Here is a 15,041-nt window from a genome sequence, read left to right as displayed (position 1 = left end):
CCAAACGAAGGGCGGAGCAAGGTTAAGTGCTCTTGTTGCTAAATTATAGCCTTTTACCGCGAAAAGAAAAACGTGCCCTCTTCTATAAGGAAAATCTCTCGCCGAGGTATAATCGGCGTACTTCCGGGTCGGTCACAAGTTCGGTCGGAAGGCCGGATCTGAGCGTGCGGCCGTCGGCAAGAATATAGGCTTTGTCGGTGATGCCAAGCGTTTCCCTTACGTTATGATCGGTGATCAGAATGCCGATGCCTTGGCTCTTCAGATACATAATGATCTGCCGAATGTCGTCGATGGCTATGGGATCGATGCCGGCAAAAGGCTCATCCAAAAGGATAAATCGCGGCTCGGTCGCCAAACAGCGGGCGATCTCGACACGCCGCCGCTCACCGCCCGACAATGCATCGCCGCGGACCTTCCGCACCTCGGTCACGCCAAATTCTTCAAGAAGTTCCTCGAGGCGGGCAAAGCGCTCGTCGCGGCTCATCGGCATCGTTTCAAGCACGGCAAGGATGTTCTGTTCTGCGGTCAGCTTGCGGAATATGGACGGCTCCTGCGGCAAATATCCGACGCCCAGCCGTGCTCTGAGATACATTGGCAGCTCGGTTACATCGTCGCCGAAGATCTCAATTCGTCCGGCTTCGGTCCGTTCCAGCCCGACGATCATATAGAAGGTTGTGGTCTTGCCGGCGCCGTTCGCCCCCAGAAGCCCTACGACCTGCCCGGGAGCGACCTCGATCGTAACGCCGTCAACGACGCGACGGCCGGCAAAGGTCTTCTGCAGGCCGTAACCGCCAAGGACGCCTTTGCCTGCTGCGCCTTCCGTCGGATCGGTTTGCTCGGTCTCTAATGCCATCATCATTGTCCCGGCTTTACCTCATATACAGTTCTCATTCGTCCCCCGGTTCCCTTTCGCGTTTTTCCGGTGCCGGAGACCCTCTTTTCACGCATATAGACCGTAATTTCGGTGCCGCGAGATGATCCTGACTGCGTATCAGCGACCGTGGCCGGCTCGCCCCTCAATATTGCAACCTCATTATCCGCAGTATATTGCATCCAGTCGCCCGTCGCTTTGCGTCCGGGTTGTGTCAGAACTACTGACGTTCCGGCGGTCATCTTGCTTAATCTGCGCTTGTCGTCAAGCGAGATGTCAGCACTTTGCCCGGTGATGCGATCTGTACCCTGCCGGATATCTACATCGCCGCGATAGCGGATGACGCGGGTGTCACGATCGTAGTCCATCGCCTGTGCGGTTGCGAATACGGGCGCATCCGTTTCTTTACCGTTCACCTTTTGTTTGACCTCATAGGCCGTTGACCGAACAGTTCCTTCTGCATGGAACTTTCCGCCATTCTGATCGATCTGGAACCGTTCGGCGTGCACATAACTGTCATCCTGCCAGCCCCGTGCGTTGCCGACGAAAAGGCCGACCTTGGCCGCATGGTCGATATTCGCAGTGTCCGAGGTGATGAAGATCGGCTTGTCCGGCTCTCCGAACGGCGTGGCATCGCCTGCCGCGCGTTTTGTATAAAATGTCGTACTGACGGAACCGCGGAGTACAGAACGCTGATCGCGTGAGAGAATATCGATCTCATGAGCCTTTGCACGGCTGCTGCTGTCCCACACTGTAGGGTCGCCGCCGCGCAGAGCTATCGCCCCGGTGTCGTCAGAATACGTCATCGCTGCCGCTGCCGCATTCCTGTCGAGTTCATTGAATTTGGCCTTTCCTTCAGCCTCAAGACGATCGAGACGGCGGTCATCGTCACGAAATACCGCGCGCATCCGGTCAGACGTAAGCGTTTGCTCACCGCGTCCGGCCTGTTGGAACATCGGCCGGCGAACGGCTTTTGACGGTTTAACTCCGGCACAAAGTTTGATTGAGTTTCCGCTCGCAAAGAAATCGCAATCAAAGCGGGGGCTAGTGATGTCGGTTCGATAGACGTTGGGGCCGCCTTGCAGCGGTTCGATCGAGAGCACCGCGTTGCCTATTGCCTCAGCCCTACGAATACTCTTGCCGTCAGCATAGAAGATCGTGTTCATGCGATCCGCAGTAACGGTTCTCGTGGCTGCTCCGTCGCCATCCATCTTTATGGATGTGCGTCCGTCCGCATCGATACGGTTCAAAGCATCCGCTCCGGCAAATGCGACCTCGATCGCTTTTGCAGCATTAACGGTTACAGCTGCGGCCCCTTTTGCCGTTGGGACGATCCGGGCCGATGCAGAGCCAACGGCCTTTGCACTTTGCATCTGGTGCATCGTATTCCAGACCGCATTGATAACGGGAGCAGAGACGCTGACGGTTCGCTCCGCCGTCGTTCGCGATACAGAAGCATTGCCGCTCATCGTCAGCGTGTTCAACGATCTGTCGGGAAACAACACTGCATCGACCGCGTCCGCGCGTGAAATATCGCCGTTCTGCGTAAGTTCTGCTCTGTTTTCAAGGTGAACGCGGCCGCGGCCTTGTTCGTAATGCACAAGATCCGCCTTTATTACGCTTCCGGCACCGTTGTTTATCACTGCATCGGTCTTAAGCTCAAGCGTATCCGTCGGTTTGTTGTAAGAGGCGTAGCCGGCATTGACGGTCATCGGCACGCTTCCGTTGCGTGTAGAAACGATCGAAACGTTGTCGAACAGCTCAAAATGATCCGGCCTTACCTGCTGCGTATCACCCGCAGGACTATCTCCGAGCGGACTTTTACTGAGGTACACGGATGCCCGCACCGCTTTGGCTTCCGTTGTGCTGCCGGATGAGCGGTCGGTCAGCACGATCCCTCCGTTAAGGTCGATCCTCTTATCGGCGTTTATAAAGGTTGCCGATGCAGCTTCAACGTGCATGACGCGGCCGCTGCCGTCGGCATCTGTCATTGTGAAATTAACGTCACGGAGAAGATCGAGCTGCCGGGTGCCGAGATCCGCAGTGAAACCATTGGCCTTGCCCGTCAGTTCACCACGCGAAAACTCTACCGGATCTTCACTTTCCGCAGTATTCTTCGACCTGTCGTATCGAACATTATCACCCTTGATCGATATGCCGTCGTTTGTGCTGATGGCGACGGCGTCCTTCAGATAGAGTGTGAAGATACTTACGGCTTCCGGTATGTAGAGCGCGGTGCCGGCGGTCATCGTACTGTTCACGGCGCCGCTCTCGTCGTAGGTTTCGAGCGACATATTTGACAGTTCCTGATGCTGATCCGAATATGTTATGGCGTTATCGGCCCGGATCAAATACTTTTTCCGCCCGTCGGCCGACTCCAGACGCTCGTAGCCGTTGACGTTGGAGACCACCTCGGTCGAAAGCTGCGTATGTTCGCTCTTCAGCTTAAAGCCGTTCGTTGCCCTGCCTCGATAGAATCCGACCAAAACGGCGAAACCTGCGATCGCGAGGAGACAAAGCGTCAAAATACGGAACGCCCGCGGCAGCGATGCGCGGAACCGAAATTTTGCCAGCTTATCTTTATTGATCGTCGGCATCGGTAAAATTATCGGCTCTGAGGTCTTCCACAACAAGTTGAAGGCGCCTTTTTCCTTGAAAAGAGTTCGCCTCGAGCGTGTACGCTATTTCGATGCCGACATCAGGACTCAGGGTTTGCCCCTGTGAACGTTCGACGCCATCCCACCAAACGGCTTCAAACCGTAGGCCTTCTCGGCTTTGCAAACGCAGTTTAAGGTGCTTGTCTTTCATAACAAGAGGTTCGGAACAAAGCGTAAGTCCTTTTGTTAAAAAGATAGGCCTAGGATTGCCCGCACCGAAAGGCTCGAAGAAACTCAGTTCATCAAATAGGCCAAGTGACAGCGTCGAAGGCTGTACAAGAGCGTCGATCTTCAATACCGGCTTTAGGTTCGCAACGAGCGGTGCCGCGTATTCGTTAAGCCGTGTACGTATCTCTTCTATGTCTGAAAGCTTCGCTGTCATACCTGCCGCCGCCGCGTGGCCGCCGTATTTCTCGAAAAGATCGGAGCATTCGTTCAAAGCCTCCAGCAGGTGAAAGCCCGGGATACTGCGCGCGCTGCCTTGCGCCGATCCATCCGCGTTTATTGAAAAGACGATCGTCGGGCGGAACAGTTTCTCGGCGATACGTGATGATGCAAGTCCGACGACGCCTTTGTGCCAGCCTTCGCCGGCGACGACGATAAAGTTTTTACCATCATGCGACTCGGTCTCAAAAAGTGCCTGTTCGGTTATATCCGCCTGGCTTCGCTGACGTTCCCTGTTCCGGCTGTCGAGTATTCCCGCGAGCTTCCGTGCTTTGGCAAAGTTCTGTTCCTCGAGCAGTTCGACGATATGTTTCGCTACATCCATACGGCCAGCGGCATTGATGCGCGGGCCGATACGAAAGCCGATCATGTACGAGGTCATCTCCGAACGGCAATCCGCAACTTCCATCAATGCTTTCAGGCCGACGTTGTCCGTCTTGGCGAGATCTTTCAAGCCGAGTGCTACTATTGCGCGGTTCTCGCCCGTCAGGTTCATTACGTCGGAAACGGTGCCGATCGCTGCGATCTTCAGAAATTGCGGAACCTCCTTATCAAATCCTTTCCGTTCCAAAAGAGCCTGCGCTAGTTTGAGTGCGACGCCGACACCTGCGAGGTTCTTTTCGGGGTATGGGCAGCCGAGCTGATTCGGATTAATGATCGCAACCGCAGGCGGCAGGTCCTCGCCGGCCTTTGGCAAATGATGATCGGTTACGATCACGTCGAGGCCGATATCACGCGCGTGCGTGATCTCACTTACATTTGTTGTGCCGCAGTCAACGGTTATAACAAGTGAAACATCATCTGCTTTTGCCGCATCCAGGGCAGCCGTATTGAGGCCGTAACCCTCAGTAAAGCGATCCGGTACGTGATAGACGGAGGTGCCCCCAAGTATGTCGATGGCCTTTCGGAGAAGGACGGTGCCGGTCGTTCCGTCAACGTCATAGTCACCCCAAATTAGTATCTTCTCGCGTCGCAAGATCGCGGTCTCGATACGGCGCACTGCGTCGCGCATGCCTTTCAGCAGATGCGGATCGTGCATATCCTCCAAAGACGGCTCCAGGAATTTGCGGACCCTTGATGGCGTGTCATAGCCTCTTGCGATCAAAAGGGCGGCGATCAGCGGACGTACACCAACCTCGCCGGCAAGTTCGTTAACCTTCGCGGCGTCGTGCTTGCGAACTATCCATTCCTTTGAAACCATTTCCGGAACCGATCAGCCTAAAGATACTCGCTAGTTGACGACGGGAGAGATCACGCCAAGATACAGAAGAATTAATATGATCGCGCCGAGCAAAAGTCGATAAATGATAAAAACCTGTGTAGAGTGCTTCTTCAAATAATTAAGCAGGAACCATATTGCTGCATATCCGACAACCGCTGAAACAAGCGTGCCGACAAGAAGCGGTACAAGCGATGTTTCCGGAAGGATCTTCAATGCTTTGCGAAGCTCCAACAGGCCGCTTGCCGTTATTGCCGGGATCGACAGAAGGAACGAGAAGCGTGCTGCGGTTTCGCGCCTCTCACCGATAAGAAGTCCGCCCATGATGGTCGAACCGGAGCGGCTCGCACCGGGCATCAGCGCCAGGACCTGACAAAAACCCTGCACGATCGCGTCGCCCAGCCCGAGATGGCGAATATCCTTTCTTTGTACAGATACGATCTCAGCGGCCCAAAGCCCAAGAGCAATGACTATGAGCATTATCGCGATCACCCAAAGGTTTTTCGTGCCCGGGCCTTCTATTACATCTTTGAAGATCAGCCCCAGCGTACCGATCGGTATCGAACCAAGAATTATGAGCCAACCGAGCCACGCTTCTTCTGACAGAAAGATCGGCCGTGTACCGTCGGTTCCCGAGAAACGCATTTTCCGCTTATTGAATACGAAATTCCAATGATCACGCACAAATGCCGTCGTGATGCCCCAAATATCGGCAAAAAAGTAGAGCAGCACGGCCGCAAGTGTACCGAGTTGGATAACGGCCATCGTTGCCGTTACCATTTCCGGATCACCCGCGTAAATGCCGGTAAAGCGGCTTGCAAAGACAAGATGCGCCGTCGAACTGATCGGAATGAACTCCGTCAGTCCCTGAACAACGCCCATTATTATCGCCTGTATCAGATCCATAGCGGTGGCCAGTCGCTATTGTGCGATATTGGCCTTAGAAATGCGAATTGAGAGCGTATTCAAACTTATTTCTATTCACGATAGCGTGCGCGGCCGGCGATCTTGTCATAAAGCCAAGCCGGCATCAGCCTTCCCAAGCGGACGATCATCGCAAGCTGCCAAGGAAAGGCCGCAAATGCCTTTTTTCGTTCGATAGCACGGAGAAAGTGCGGCACTGCCGCATCAAGCTCCATAAGGAAGGGCATTTTTGCATCACGGCCGCCGGTAAGCGGCGTTTTAATAAAGCCCGGGCGGATGATCGTTACAGCAATGCCTTTATCTGCCGTGTCCAGCCGGATGCTCTCGAAGTAGTTGGTCATGGCGGCCTTGCTGGCTGAATACGCTGCTGAGCGCGGTAATCCGCGAAAGCCCGCAAGGCTCGATATTGCAACAAGATGGCCGCTGTTAGCTCTTAGCATTTCGGGCAGCACTGCGTGCACCGCATTGACTGCTCCCATCAGATTCGTCTCGATGACCTCGCGCACGGCGTCGGGCTGAAGGCTGCGGCATTTCTCATTATTGCCGCCGATCCCCGCGTTCGCGATCATAATGTCGATCCCGCCGAACTCGTCGCGAAATTCCTGTGCGGCCTTTTGCATCGTCTCCGCATCTGTCACATCAGCCACAAAAACCCGAGCGGTTCCGCCCGCAGCTTCACATCTAGCAGCAAGATCATCAAGCAATTCCCTACGGCGTGCCAGCAGAGCGATAACCGCACCTTTTTTAGCCAAGGCCATTGCAATTCCCTCTCCGATTCCGGTCGAGGCGCCCGTTAGAAATACATGTTTATCTTGCCAGTAGTCCATTTTGTTTTGTCATATCCACTGTACGAAGAATAAGCTGGCGATACAACCTCACCGATCCGCAGGGTTTCATGAGAAATTTTCATGATAATATCATTACCGGAGGAACGCGTATGCCGACGATATCCCTTTTCTACGGAATACTCATCCGAATGTTCTTCTATGATACGGATCGGCACAAAGTGCCGCATATTCACGCCGCGTATCAGGAACACACGGCTGTTTATTCAATACCGGACGGCGAGGTTTTGGCCGGCGAACTTCCGGACAAGAAACATAAGCTGGTCGCAGCTTGGATCGAGATCCATCAAGATGACCTTCTCGCCAACTGGGAATTGGCTGTAAACGGAAGGACCCTATTCAAAATAAGAGGGCTTGACCAATGAAGATAGTAGAGATCATTCCTAAAAATGATTTTAATTTGTATATCAAAATGGACGACGGCAAAAGCGGCCTGTTCGACGTTGAACCTTATCTGAATGGCGAAGCTTTTATGCCGCTGCGTGACAGGCGCGAATTTGAGCGAATCCATAACGGCGGCTACTTTATTGAATGGAACTGCGGAGCAGATCTCTCAGTCGATACGATACTCGCACGATTAAAAACAAATAAAGACCCAAAAGCCGAGTAGGTACGATCTCACCTTTCTTCTCTCTATCAGGGTTTTCGTTGGCGGCCCGTTCGCCGATACCGCTCGATGCACCGGTCAAAAAAATACGTTTGCCTTGCCAGTTCATTTACCTTTGACGAAGTCGCTCAATAGAGAGATCAGTGTATCTACCGTCGCGAGATGGGTGCGGAATGAGAGGCAGGCGAAACGGAGCGTGAACCGGCCGTTAAGCATCGTTGATGAGATGAACACGCGTCCATCGGAAACAACGTGCGCGAGAAGGGCTTGGTTAAACTCATCTGCATCGCCTTCCTTCGGAACCCAACGATACGCAACAACAGAAAGCTCCGGCTCGACCACGGTTTCAAAACCTAGCTTTTTGATCTCTTCGCAAAAATACTTCGCCAACAGTAGCTTCTCATCCAAACAGGCTCGAAACGGAGCAACGCCGTGCAGCTTCAGCGGGAGCCAGAAGCGCAAACCCCGAAAATGCTTTGTAAGTTCCGGTGACGTGTCCGCAGGCGAAAGCTCGTCGATCTCGGCCACGGCGTCCTGCATATAGTTCGCATTGTAGCCGAAGGACCGCTTTAGATCGTCCACGTTACGAACCAGCACAACTCCTAAACCATACGGCATAAAAAGTCCCTTATGCGGATCCATTATCACCGAGTCGGATAACTCGATACCGCGAAGCCTATCCTTCCCCTCGGCCGTCAAGATGAAGAAGCCGCCGTATGCAGCGTCGATGTGATACCAGAGGCCGTGTTCGCGGGCGATCGCGCCGATCTCCGGGAGCGGGTCTATCGCACCTACATCGGTAGTCCCCGCGGAAGCGACGACGCAAAACGGCAGAAGGCCCTGATCTTTGTCCGCCTTGACCTGTTCGGTAAGTACACCGGCCTTTATTCGAAATCTTTCGTCGAGCGGAAGATAGCGAATGACACAATCGCCGAGGCCGGCGACGCGTATCGCCTTGTCGATCGAATGATGCGTCTGTTCCGACAGATAGATGACAGCACGCTCGACATCGCGCGAACGTATATTCTTTGCATCGCGTGCGGTGATGATGGCGATCAAATTCGCGAGGCTTCCGCTGCTGGTGAGATTTCCGTGTGATCCCGAAGGGTAACCCACAAGCGAGCACATCCAGCGCACAAGCATATTCTCCATGCGAACGGCTCCGGGCCCCGCATAAAAAACGCCTGCATACCAATTAAAAACGTCCGCCAGATAATCGCCGAGAGCTGAGAGATAAATGCCGCCGCCGGGAATATAGCCAAGATGGCCGCCTGACGCAGGATTGATACCACCCGACTCTACATTGTCCGCGATCAGTTCGAGAGCATCCGCGATAGGAATACCGCTTTCGGAGATCGGCGAATCGAGCAAGCCCGAACCGGCGTTCGGCGATAAAGTGAATGCTCTCCGGTCGTAGATCGTATCGAGAAATTCTTCGGCGTGTTCTACCACCGCCGAACGCGCGGCCGATCTTTCGACGCTGTCAGGTTCAAGAAGCCGAGCCGTTCGTTCGGCCGCCAATATCCGGTCTCTTAGTTTCAGCATAGTCTGTGACGCCGCCGGTATGTTACACCTCGATCACGCTGGTCATGATAACAGGCTTTGAATTCAGTTGAGCCTGAACCATACGCTTTAGATGGATCCGAAGATGCTCCTTAAAGGCAGCACGGTCAGCGATCTGCTCGGCACGCATTTCGCGCACTGCGTCGGCGATGGCACTACGAACAGCCGCTGTAAAACCGTTATTAAGATCAAGCCCTGCAACGCCCTCGCAAGTGATCTGCGGCTCGCCTGACAGTGTGTGCCCTTCTTTGTCAACGGCAACCACCAGCGAGATCATTCCGCCAAAGGCAAGACGCTTACGGTCTCGGACGATGTCATATTCGATCTCGCGAAGTGTGCTTTCATCAATAAATGTCTTGTGTATCTCGTGTTTATCAATGACGCGTGCACCGTATTCGTCAACTTCGAGCAGATCGCCGTTCTCGATCAGTACGATATTGCTGTCATCATAGCCGGCGACATGATTCTTTATGAACTCCTTTTGCCGGAAAAGCATTCGATATTCGCCATGAATCGGAACAACGAAGCGCGGACGGGAAGTCTCGACCATTATACGAATATCCTCTTGTGACGCATGGCCCGAAACGTGCACCAAACGCCGCCTTTCTTCAATGATATTTGCACCGCGCTTGTATAGATTGCCGATGAGGCGTGAAATGTCCTTTTCGTTCCCGGGAATGATGCGGGCGGAAAGCACAACCGTGTCGCCATGTTCGATCTGGATCCCTTTATAGGTTGAGGTGGCAAGGTTCCACAACGCGGCCCGCATCTCGCCCTGCGACCCGGTAACCAAAAAACACAATTCGTCGTCGTCAAGAGCACGAGCGTCACTAAGCTCAACGAGCGTGTTGCCGGTGATCTTTAGCAGTCCGATACCGGTCGCAATCTCGACATTTCGCTGCATAGACCGGCCCAGAACACAGACACGGCGGCCGTATTCATGCGCAACGTCGAAGACGATCTGCAGGCGATGAAGCGACGAAGAGAATGTAGAAATGAACAAGCGCCCTTCCGTCTGCTCAAATAGCTCGCGGAACGCCGGAATGACCGCCTGCTCAGATGGAGTACGGCCCGGCACTGTCGAGTTCGTTGAGTCACAAAGCAGAGCAAGGACGCCTTCGTCGCCGATTCGTCTCAGCGTTTCGAGGTCGTACGGCCGGCCGATGACGGGCGTATCGTCTATCTTATAGTCGCCTGTATGAATAAGTGTTCCGGCAGGCGTGTGTATAGCAAGCGAGAAGCACTCGACCAAAGAGTGCGATGCGTGTATGAATTCGACCTCGAATACGCCTATCTTCACGCGGTCGCCGGCCTTGACCGTGTGGGTGAGTATGTCGCCGAGCATATCAAATTCTTCGAGCCGCTTTTCTGTGAGAGCAAGCGTGAACCGCGAAGAATATACGGGAACATTGAATTTGCGAAGTATGTACGGCAGAGCGCCTATATGGTCTTCGTGTCCGTGCGTGAGAATGATCGCGGTAAGGTCGTCACGATATTCCTCCAAAAAATCGAAGTTCGGTATTGAAATATCGACGCCGTAGGGCGTTTCTTCGGGAAAGCCCATTCCGGCATCGACCACGATCATTTCGCCGCCATAGCGAATTCCCATACAGTTCATACCGAACTCGCCGATGCCGCCCAGCGGGATTATCTCGATCTTGCTCATAAAAGGCGTAAGTATAGCACAGTCGCGGTGAGTTCGCGGTTCACTTGACAACACACGCCGCGTGAAGGAATATTTTATGGACAATTTACTGGGGAGTAGGAGCCTCGGCACAATGCTGAGGTCCGGAATGTCGTCATTACGACCGCTTACAGCCAAAGCGGCCCGGCATCCGGAGAAATATCGAGACCTTTGCGGCTTATCGCCTGCAGAGGTCTATTTATTTGCAGGCATCGAAACTAAACCTAGATGCTGCTTTTTCCATTCGCCGACTATTGGCCGTTCTACGCCGGTTTTCTCATCTTCGTCCTTATAATGCTCGCTCTCGATCTGGGCGTTTTCAATCGAAAGGAACACGTTGTCTCATTCAAAGAGGCTGCAACGTGGAGTGCAGTGTGGGTTGCCCTCGCAAGTATCTTTGCTGCCCTGCTATTCCTTTATACAAATGCGAAATTCGGTGCATTCGCTGCCAAACAAACGACGCTCGAGTTCCTGACCGGCTATATCCTTGAATATTCGCTCTCGGTCGATAATATCTTCGTCTTTGTCCTCGTTTTCAGTTACTTTGCGATCCCGGCTGTTTATAAGCACCGCGTTCTGTTCTACGGCATACTCGGAGCGTTGGTGTTTCGTGCGATCTTCATCGCTCTCGGCTCGGCTTTGATGCAGATTCATTGGATCGTGTATCTGTTCGGTGCATTCCTGATCGTAACGGGCATTAAGATGGTTTTTTCCGGGTCGGAGGAGATCGAGCCTGAAAAGAACCTTCTGATAAGAATATTTAAGAAGTTCACGCCCGTTACGCACAGCATTTCGGGCAAGGATTTCTTCACGCGGATCGGCGGCAAGCATCACGCAACGCCGCTTTTTATCGCACTTTTATTTCTTGAGGCGACAGATATCATCTTTGCCGTTGACAGCGTACCGGCGATCTTTGCGGTTACTAACGAGCCGTTTATCGTCTTTACGTCAAATATCTTTGCGATCTTGGGCCTGCGGTCGATGTACTTTATGCTGGCAGGCGTTATCGAGAAGTTCTGGCTGCTCAAATACGGTCTTGCCGTCATACTGATCTTTGTCGGCCTCAAAATGGTCTGGCTCGATGCGGCGGTCGGAGGCTTCCCTATCGCGTTATCGTTGGGGATCATTGTTTTTACGATAGGCTGCTCGGTCGTGTTGTCGATGATGATCCGTCGCGGCCCCGACGAGGAAATACACATAACGGAGCAGTAGAACACGCCGCGGGTTATGCGCGGAAATTCGGCTCGGCGCCGACGTGCAGACGTGCAAAGAGCGCACGCCATTGCGACGCAGTGAGGCTTTCGGCACGGGTCATTTGATCGATGCCGAGTTCGGCAAGGACATTTGCGATATCGGGATACCGCGCTTTGAGATTATTCACAAGCGTCTTTCGCTTTTGCAGAAATGCGCCGCTCACGAGGTTTCTAAACTCCTGGTGCGAGGCAAACTCCGAGCGTGTCGGGATCATCTCGACGACCGCGCTCCAAACCTTCGGGATCGGACGAAAAGTCGCCGGTGCAACATCGAACAGCCGCCGCATTGTGAATGCCTGTTCGAGCATCACGGTCAGAAAGCCGCGTTCACTATCGCCGGCGTTCGCCGTCATTCGAGCGGCAACCTCGCGCTGAACCATCACGATCACGCGTTCGAACGGTTGGGCTTCAGAAGCAAGCTTTTGCAGGATCGGCGTTGAAATATTGTATGGCAGATTGCCGAGAAGTTTTGTCGTGCCGGCAGACGAGATGCGGCTAAGATCGACATCCAGCACGCTCGCCTCGATGCATTGAAAACGCGAAATATCCTTGTATCTGCCTTTCAGCTCACCGGCAAGATGGCGGTCGAGTTCGATCACGGTTACGAACGCTCCCGATCCCGCCAGCCGCTCGGTCAAAGCGCCGCGGCCCGGGCCGATCTCGATCACATGATCGTCCGCATCGACATCAAGTGCGTCAACGATCTTTGAGACCACTCGCTGATCGATCAGAAAGTTTTGCCCGAGAGAGCGTTTCGGCCTGTGTTGTTCAGCGTTCATCGAGCTTCGGGATAGCCCGTAAGAATTACATCGTTGCCCAACGGCTTGACCGTAACCTCGGCGAGGCGCATTGCATCGGCGATATCGGTTATTCCGCGGCCCGCAACCGCCATCGGTGCCGAGCCGCCGATAATTAGCGGCGAGATCACGAACGTTACCTTATCGACAAGCCTTGCATCGACGAAGGAACCGGCGACCTCGCTGCCGCCTTCGACAAGGACGCTTTGGACCTCGCGTTCCTTGAGATCGGCAAGCACCGAGCGAAGGTTCCGCGGATCGATGGCTGCGACAGAGACGCCCTGAGATCCTAATTTATCGGCTTCCGGCAGATCGGATGCCGTATAAACGATGGTCGGGGCGGCGTCGGTATGTGCGACTTGAAGCTTGGGCGAGATGCGGCCGCGCCCATCCAAGATCACGCGGAGAAGCGGCCTGCGTCGCGGCTTTTCGCTTCTATCGGTCAGCTTCGGATCGTCGATTACGGCGGTTCCGCTTCCGATAAGTATTGCGTCGTGCGAGTGCCGAAGCTCCTGCACATAACGTCGTGCCGCTTCACCCGAAAGAGCCGTCGAAACGCTCTTTCCGGCAGCAATGCGTCCATCCAGCGATATCGCCAATTTCAGATGCACGAACGGCCTTTGCTTGTCGTGCCAGCAGATGAACTTTTCGTTCTGCTCCTTCGCTTCATTCGCAAGGATGCCTGTAACAACCTCGACCCCTTGCCTGCGCAGCTGCTCAAAACCTCGCCCTGAGACGAGCGGGTTCGGGTCGTCGATCGGACACACGACTCGGCGTATCCCTGCCTTGATAAGAGCTTCCGTACATGGGCCGGTGCGTCCCTGATGGCTGTGAGGCTCGAGCGAAACATACGCGGTGCCGCCTCTCGCACGCTCACCCGCGGCCGCTAGGGCGATGGCCTCTGCGTGTATCAAATTATCGAATGTATAAGTTCCCTCGCCCGCGACCTCGCCGTTCTTATCCACGATCACGCATCCGACCAGCGGATTCGGCGAGACCAAACCGACGCCCTTTGCGGCGAGTTCAAGCGCCCGCTTTGTCAGCTCAATGTCGCGATCCTCGAATTCCATTTAATTGAACAGCCCGTTAACGTAATCTTCGGCGTCAAAAATAATAAGGTCATCCACCTGCTCGCCGATGCCGACATATCTGATCGGAAGGTTCAACTCCTTTGAGATCGCAACGGCGATGCCGCCCTTTGCCGTGCCGTCGAGCTTTGTCAGGACGATGCCCGTCACGTCGGCTGCCTTCATGAACTGTCTCGCTTGTTCCAGGCCATTCTGCCCGGTCACGGCATCGATGACAAGAAGCGTCTCGTGCGGTGCGCCTACCACTTCGCGGCCCGCTATGCGCTTCATCTTCTCAAGCTCCGCCATTAGATTTACCTTATTGTGGAGCCTGCCTGCCGTATCAACGATCAAAACATCGGACTTTCTCGCCTTTGCGGCTGCCAATGCATCAAAAAGAACCGCCGCCGGATCGGTTCCTTGCTTTTGCTGGACAATATCGACACCGGCACGCTCCGCCCAGATCTCAAGCTGATCGCTTGCAGCGGCTCGAAAAGTATCGGCCGCACATATCAGGACATCATTGCCTTCATCCTTGATTCGCTGTGCGAGTTTGCCGATCGTCGTGGTCTTGCCGACACCGTTAACTCCGACGACCATCAGAACATAAGGCTTGATCGCCTCATCAACCGCACGCTCGTCCGCAACGCCGATCGTTTTGGTGTGCTCAAGGATGGAAATAAGCCGTCGTTTGATAGAGGCCTTCAATGCACCAAGGTCGGTTATTTCCGACCTGTCCACGCCTTGGCGAACCGCTTCCAGGATCTCCATCGTCGTCGCAACGCCGATATCGGTCGAGATCAGCATCTCTTCCAATTCATCGAGCAACCCGGAATCGATCTGTTTTCGCCCTTCAAAGATGGTGTCTAGGCGATCATTGATCGAATTGCGCGTCTTTTCGATCGCATTCGAGAACCGCACACCGAGCTCGCGTTCGGCAGCTTCCTCTTGAGCTTTCAGTTCCTCGATCGACCTGTCGAGGCCAAGCACCGAGCTTGAAGAACCGCCGCCTTTCTTTCTTCGCCAAAATAACGCCATACAACAACCGTCCGGGCCGCACCCGTAAATAATCAAGTATAAAAAAACATCGCACGCCGAACAACGTGCGAT

The 15,041-nt window shown here is 54.1% G+C and carries 13 protein-coding genes; 3 read left to right on the top strand and 10 right to left on the bottom strand.

The genetic code is table 11. The features are described 5' to 3' along the window. Nucleotides 1-82: 82 nt before the first annotated feature. The 5 genes from lptB to HS105_07420 form a co-directional block, all read right to left on the bottom strand. Nucleotides 83-859 carry an LPS export ABC transporter ATP-binding protein gene (gene lptB, locus HS105_07440; GenBank protein MBE7516424.1) on the bottom strand — a complete coding sequence of 259 codons (777 nt, stop codon included), beginning with the start codon at nt 857-859 and terminating at the stop codon, nt 83-85. After that, nucleotides 856-3,468, bottom strand: a complete 2,613-nt coding sequence (gene lptC, locus HS105_07435; GenBank protein MBE7516423.1) for an LPS export ABC transporter periplasmic protein LptC — start codon at nt 3,466-3,468, stop codon at nt 856-858. Before lptC ends, lptB begins: the two co-directional genes overlap by 4 nt. After that, nucleotides 3,452-5,173 carry a single-stranded-DNA-specific exonuclease RecJ gene (gene recJ, locus HS105_07430; GenBank protein MBE7516422.1) on the bottom strand — a complete coding sequence of 574 codons (1,722 nt, stop codon included), beginning with the start codon at nt 5,171-5,173 and terminating at the stop codon, nt 3,452-3,454. The genes lptC and recJ overlap by 17 nt, the downstream gene beginning before the upstream one ends. 30 nt (nt 5,174-5,203) lie before the next feature. After that, nucleotides 5,204-6,097: an undecaprenyl-diphosphatase UppP gene (uppP, locus tag HS105_07425; GenBank protein MBE7516421.1), complete on the bottom strand. Its 894-nt coding sequence runs from the start codon at nt 6,095-6,097 to the stop codon at nt 5,204-5,206. A 71-nt stretch (nt 6,098-6,168) separates the two neighbouring features. Continuing rightward, complete coding sequence (locus HS105_07420) at nt 6,169-6,873, bottom strand: SDR family NAD(P)-dependent oxidoreductase (GenBank protein MBE7516420.1); 705 nt, start codon at nt 6,871-6,873, stop codon at nt 6,169-6,171. Between the two features lie 179 nt (nt 6,874-7,052). Here HS105_07420 and HS105_07415 point away from each other — a divergent pair, with 179 nt between their 5' ends. Further along, the gene (locus tag HS105_07415) at nt 7,053-7,325 is read left to right on the top strand and encodes a DUF4160 domain-containing protein (protein ID MBE7516419.1); all 273 of its coding nucleotides are present in this window, start codon (nt 7,053-7,055) and stop codon (nt 7,323-7,325) included. Further along, on the top strand, nt 7,322-7,570 hold the full coding sequence (locus HS105_07410; protein MBE7516418.1) for a DUF2442 domain-containing protein: 249 nt from the start codon (nt 7,322-7,324) through the stop codon (nt 7,568-7,570). Before HS105_07415 ends, HS105_07410 begins: the two co-directional genes overlap by 4 nt. A 102-nt stretch (nt 7,571-7,672) precedes the next feature. On the opposite strand, the gene HS105_07405 is transcribed toward HS105_07410, so the two are convergent. Beyond that, nucleotides 7,673-9,112, bottom strand: coding sequence for an aminotransferase class V-fold PLP-dependent enzyme (locus tag HS105_07405; GenBank protein MBE7516417.1), 1,440 nt, complete (start codon nt 9,110-9,112; stop codon nt 7,673-7,675). A 22-nt stretch (nt 9,113-9,134) separates the two neighbouring features. Then, the gene (locus HS105_07400) at nt 9,135-10,796 is read right to left on the bottom strand and encodes a ribonuclease J (protein ID MBE7516416.1); all 1,662 of its coding nucleotides are present in this window, start codon (nt 10,794-10,796) and stop codon (nt 9,135-9,137) included. 246 nt (nt 10,797-11,042) lie between these two features. Here HS105_07400 and HS105_07395 point away from each other — a divergent pair, with 246 nt between their 5' ends. Further along, complete coding sequence (locus HS105_07395; protein ID MBE7516415.1) at nt 11,043-12,026, top strand: TerC family protein; 984 nt, start codon at nt 11,043-11,045, stop codon at nt 12,024-12,026. Nucleotides 12,027-12,039: 13 nt separating this feature from the next. Here HS105_07395 and rsmA read toward each other — a convergent pair whose 3' ends face one another. Genes rsmA through ftsY form a run of 3 tightly spaced genes read right to left on the bottom strand, consistent with a single transcriptional unit; the run spans nt 12,040 to nt 14,969 of the window. Further along, a complete protein-coding gene (gene rsmA / locus HS105_07390; protein MBE7516414.1) occupies nt 12,040-12,846 on the bottom strand; it encodes a ribosomal RNA small subunit methyltransferase A in 807 nt (268 codons plus the stop codon). Further along, entirely contained in the window at nt 12,843-13,934 is a 1,092-nt protein-coding gene (ribD, locus tag HS105_07385) for a bifunctional diaminohydroxyphosphoribosylaminopyrimidine deaminase/5-amino-6-(5-phosphoribosylamino)uracil reductase RibD (GenBank protein ID MBE7516413.1), read from the bottom strand. Before ribD ends, rsmA begins: the two co-directional genes overlap by 4 nt. Continuing rightward, complete coding sequence (gene ftsY / locus HS105_07380) at nt 13,935-14,969, bottom strand: signal recognition particle-docking protein FtsY (GenBank protein MBE7516412.1); 1,035 nt, start codon at nt 14,967-14,969, stop codon at nt 13,935-13,937. Between the last annotated feature and the right edge of the window lie 72 nt (nt 14,970-15,041).

Source organism: Chloracidobacterium sp. (genome assembly GCA_015075585.1).
In the GTDB taxonomy this organism is placed as follows: Bacteria; Acidobacteriota; Blastocatellia; order Pyrinomonadales; family Pyrinomonadaceae; genus OLB17.
This window is presented reverse-complemented; position numbering and strand designations above follow the sequence as displayed.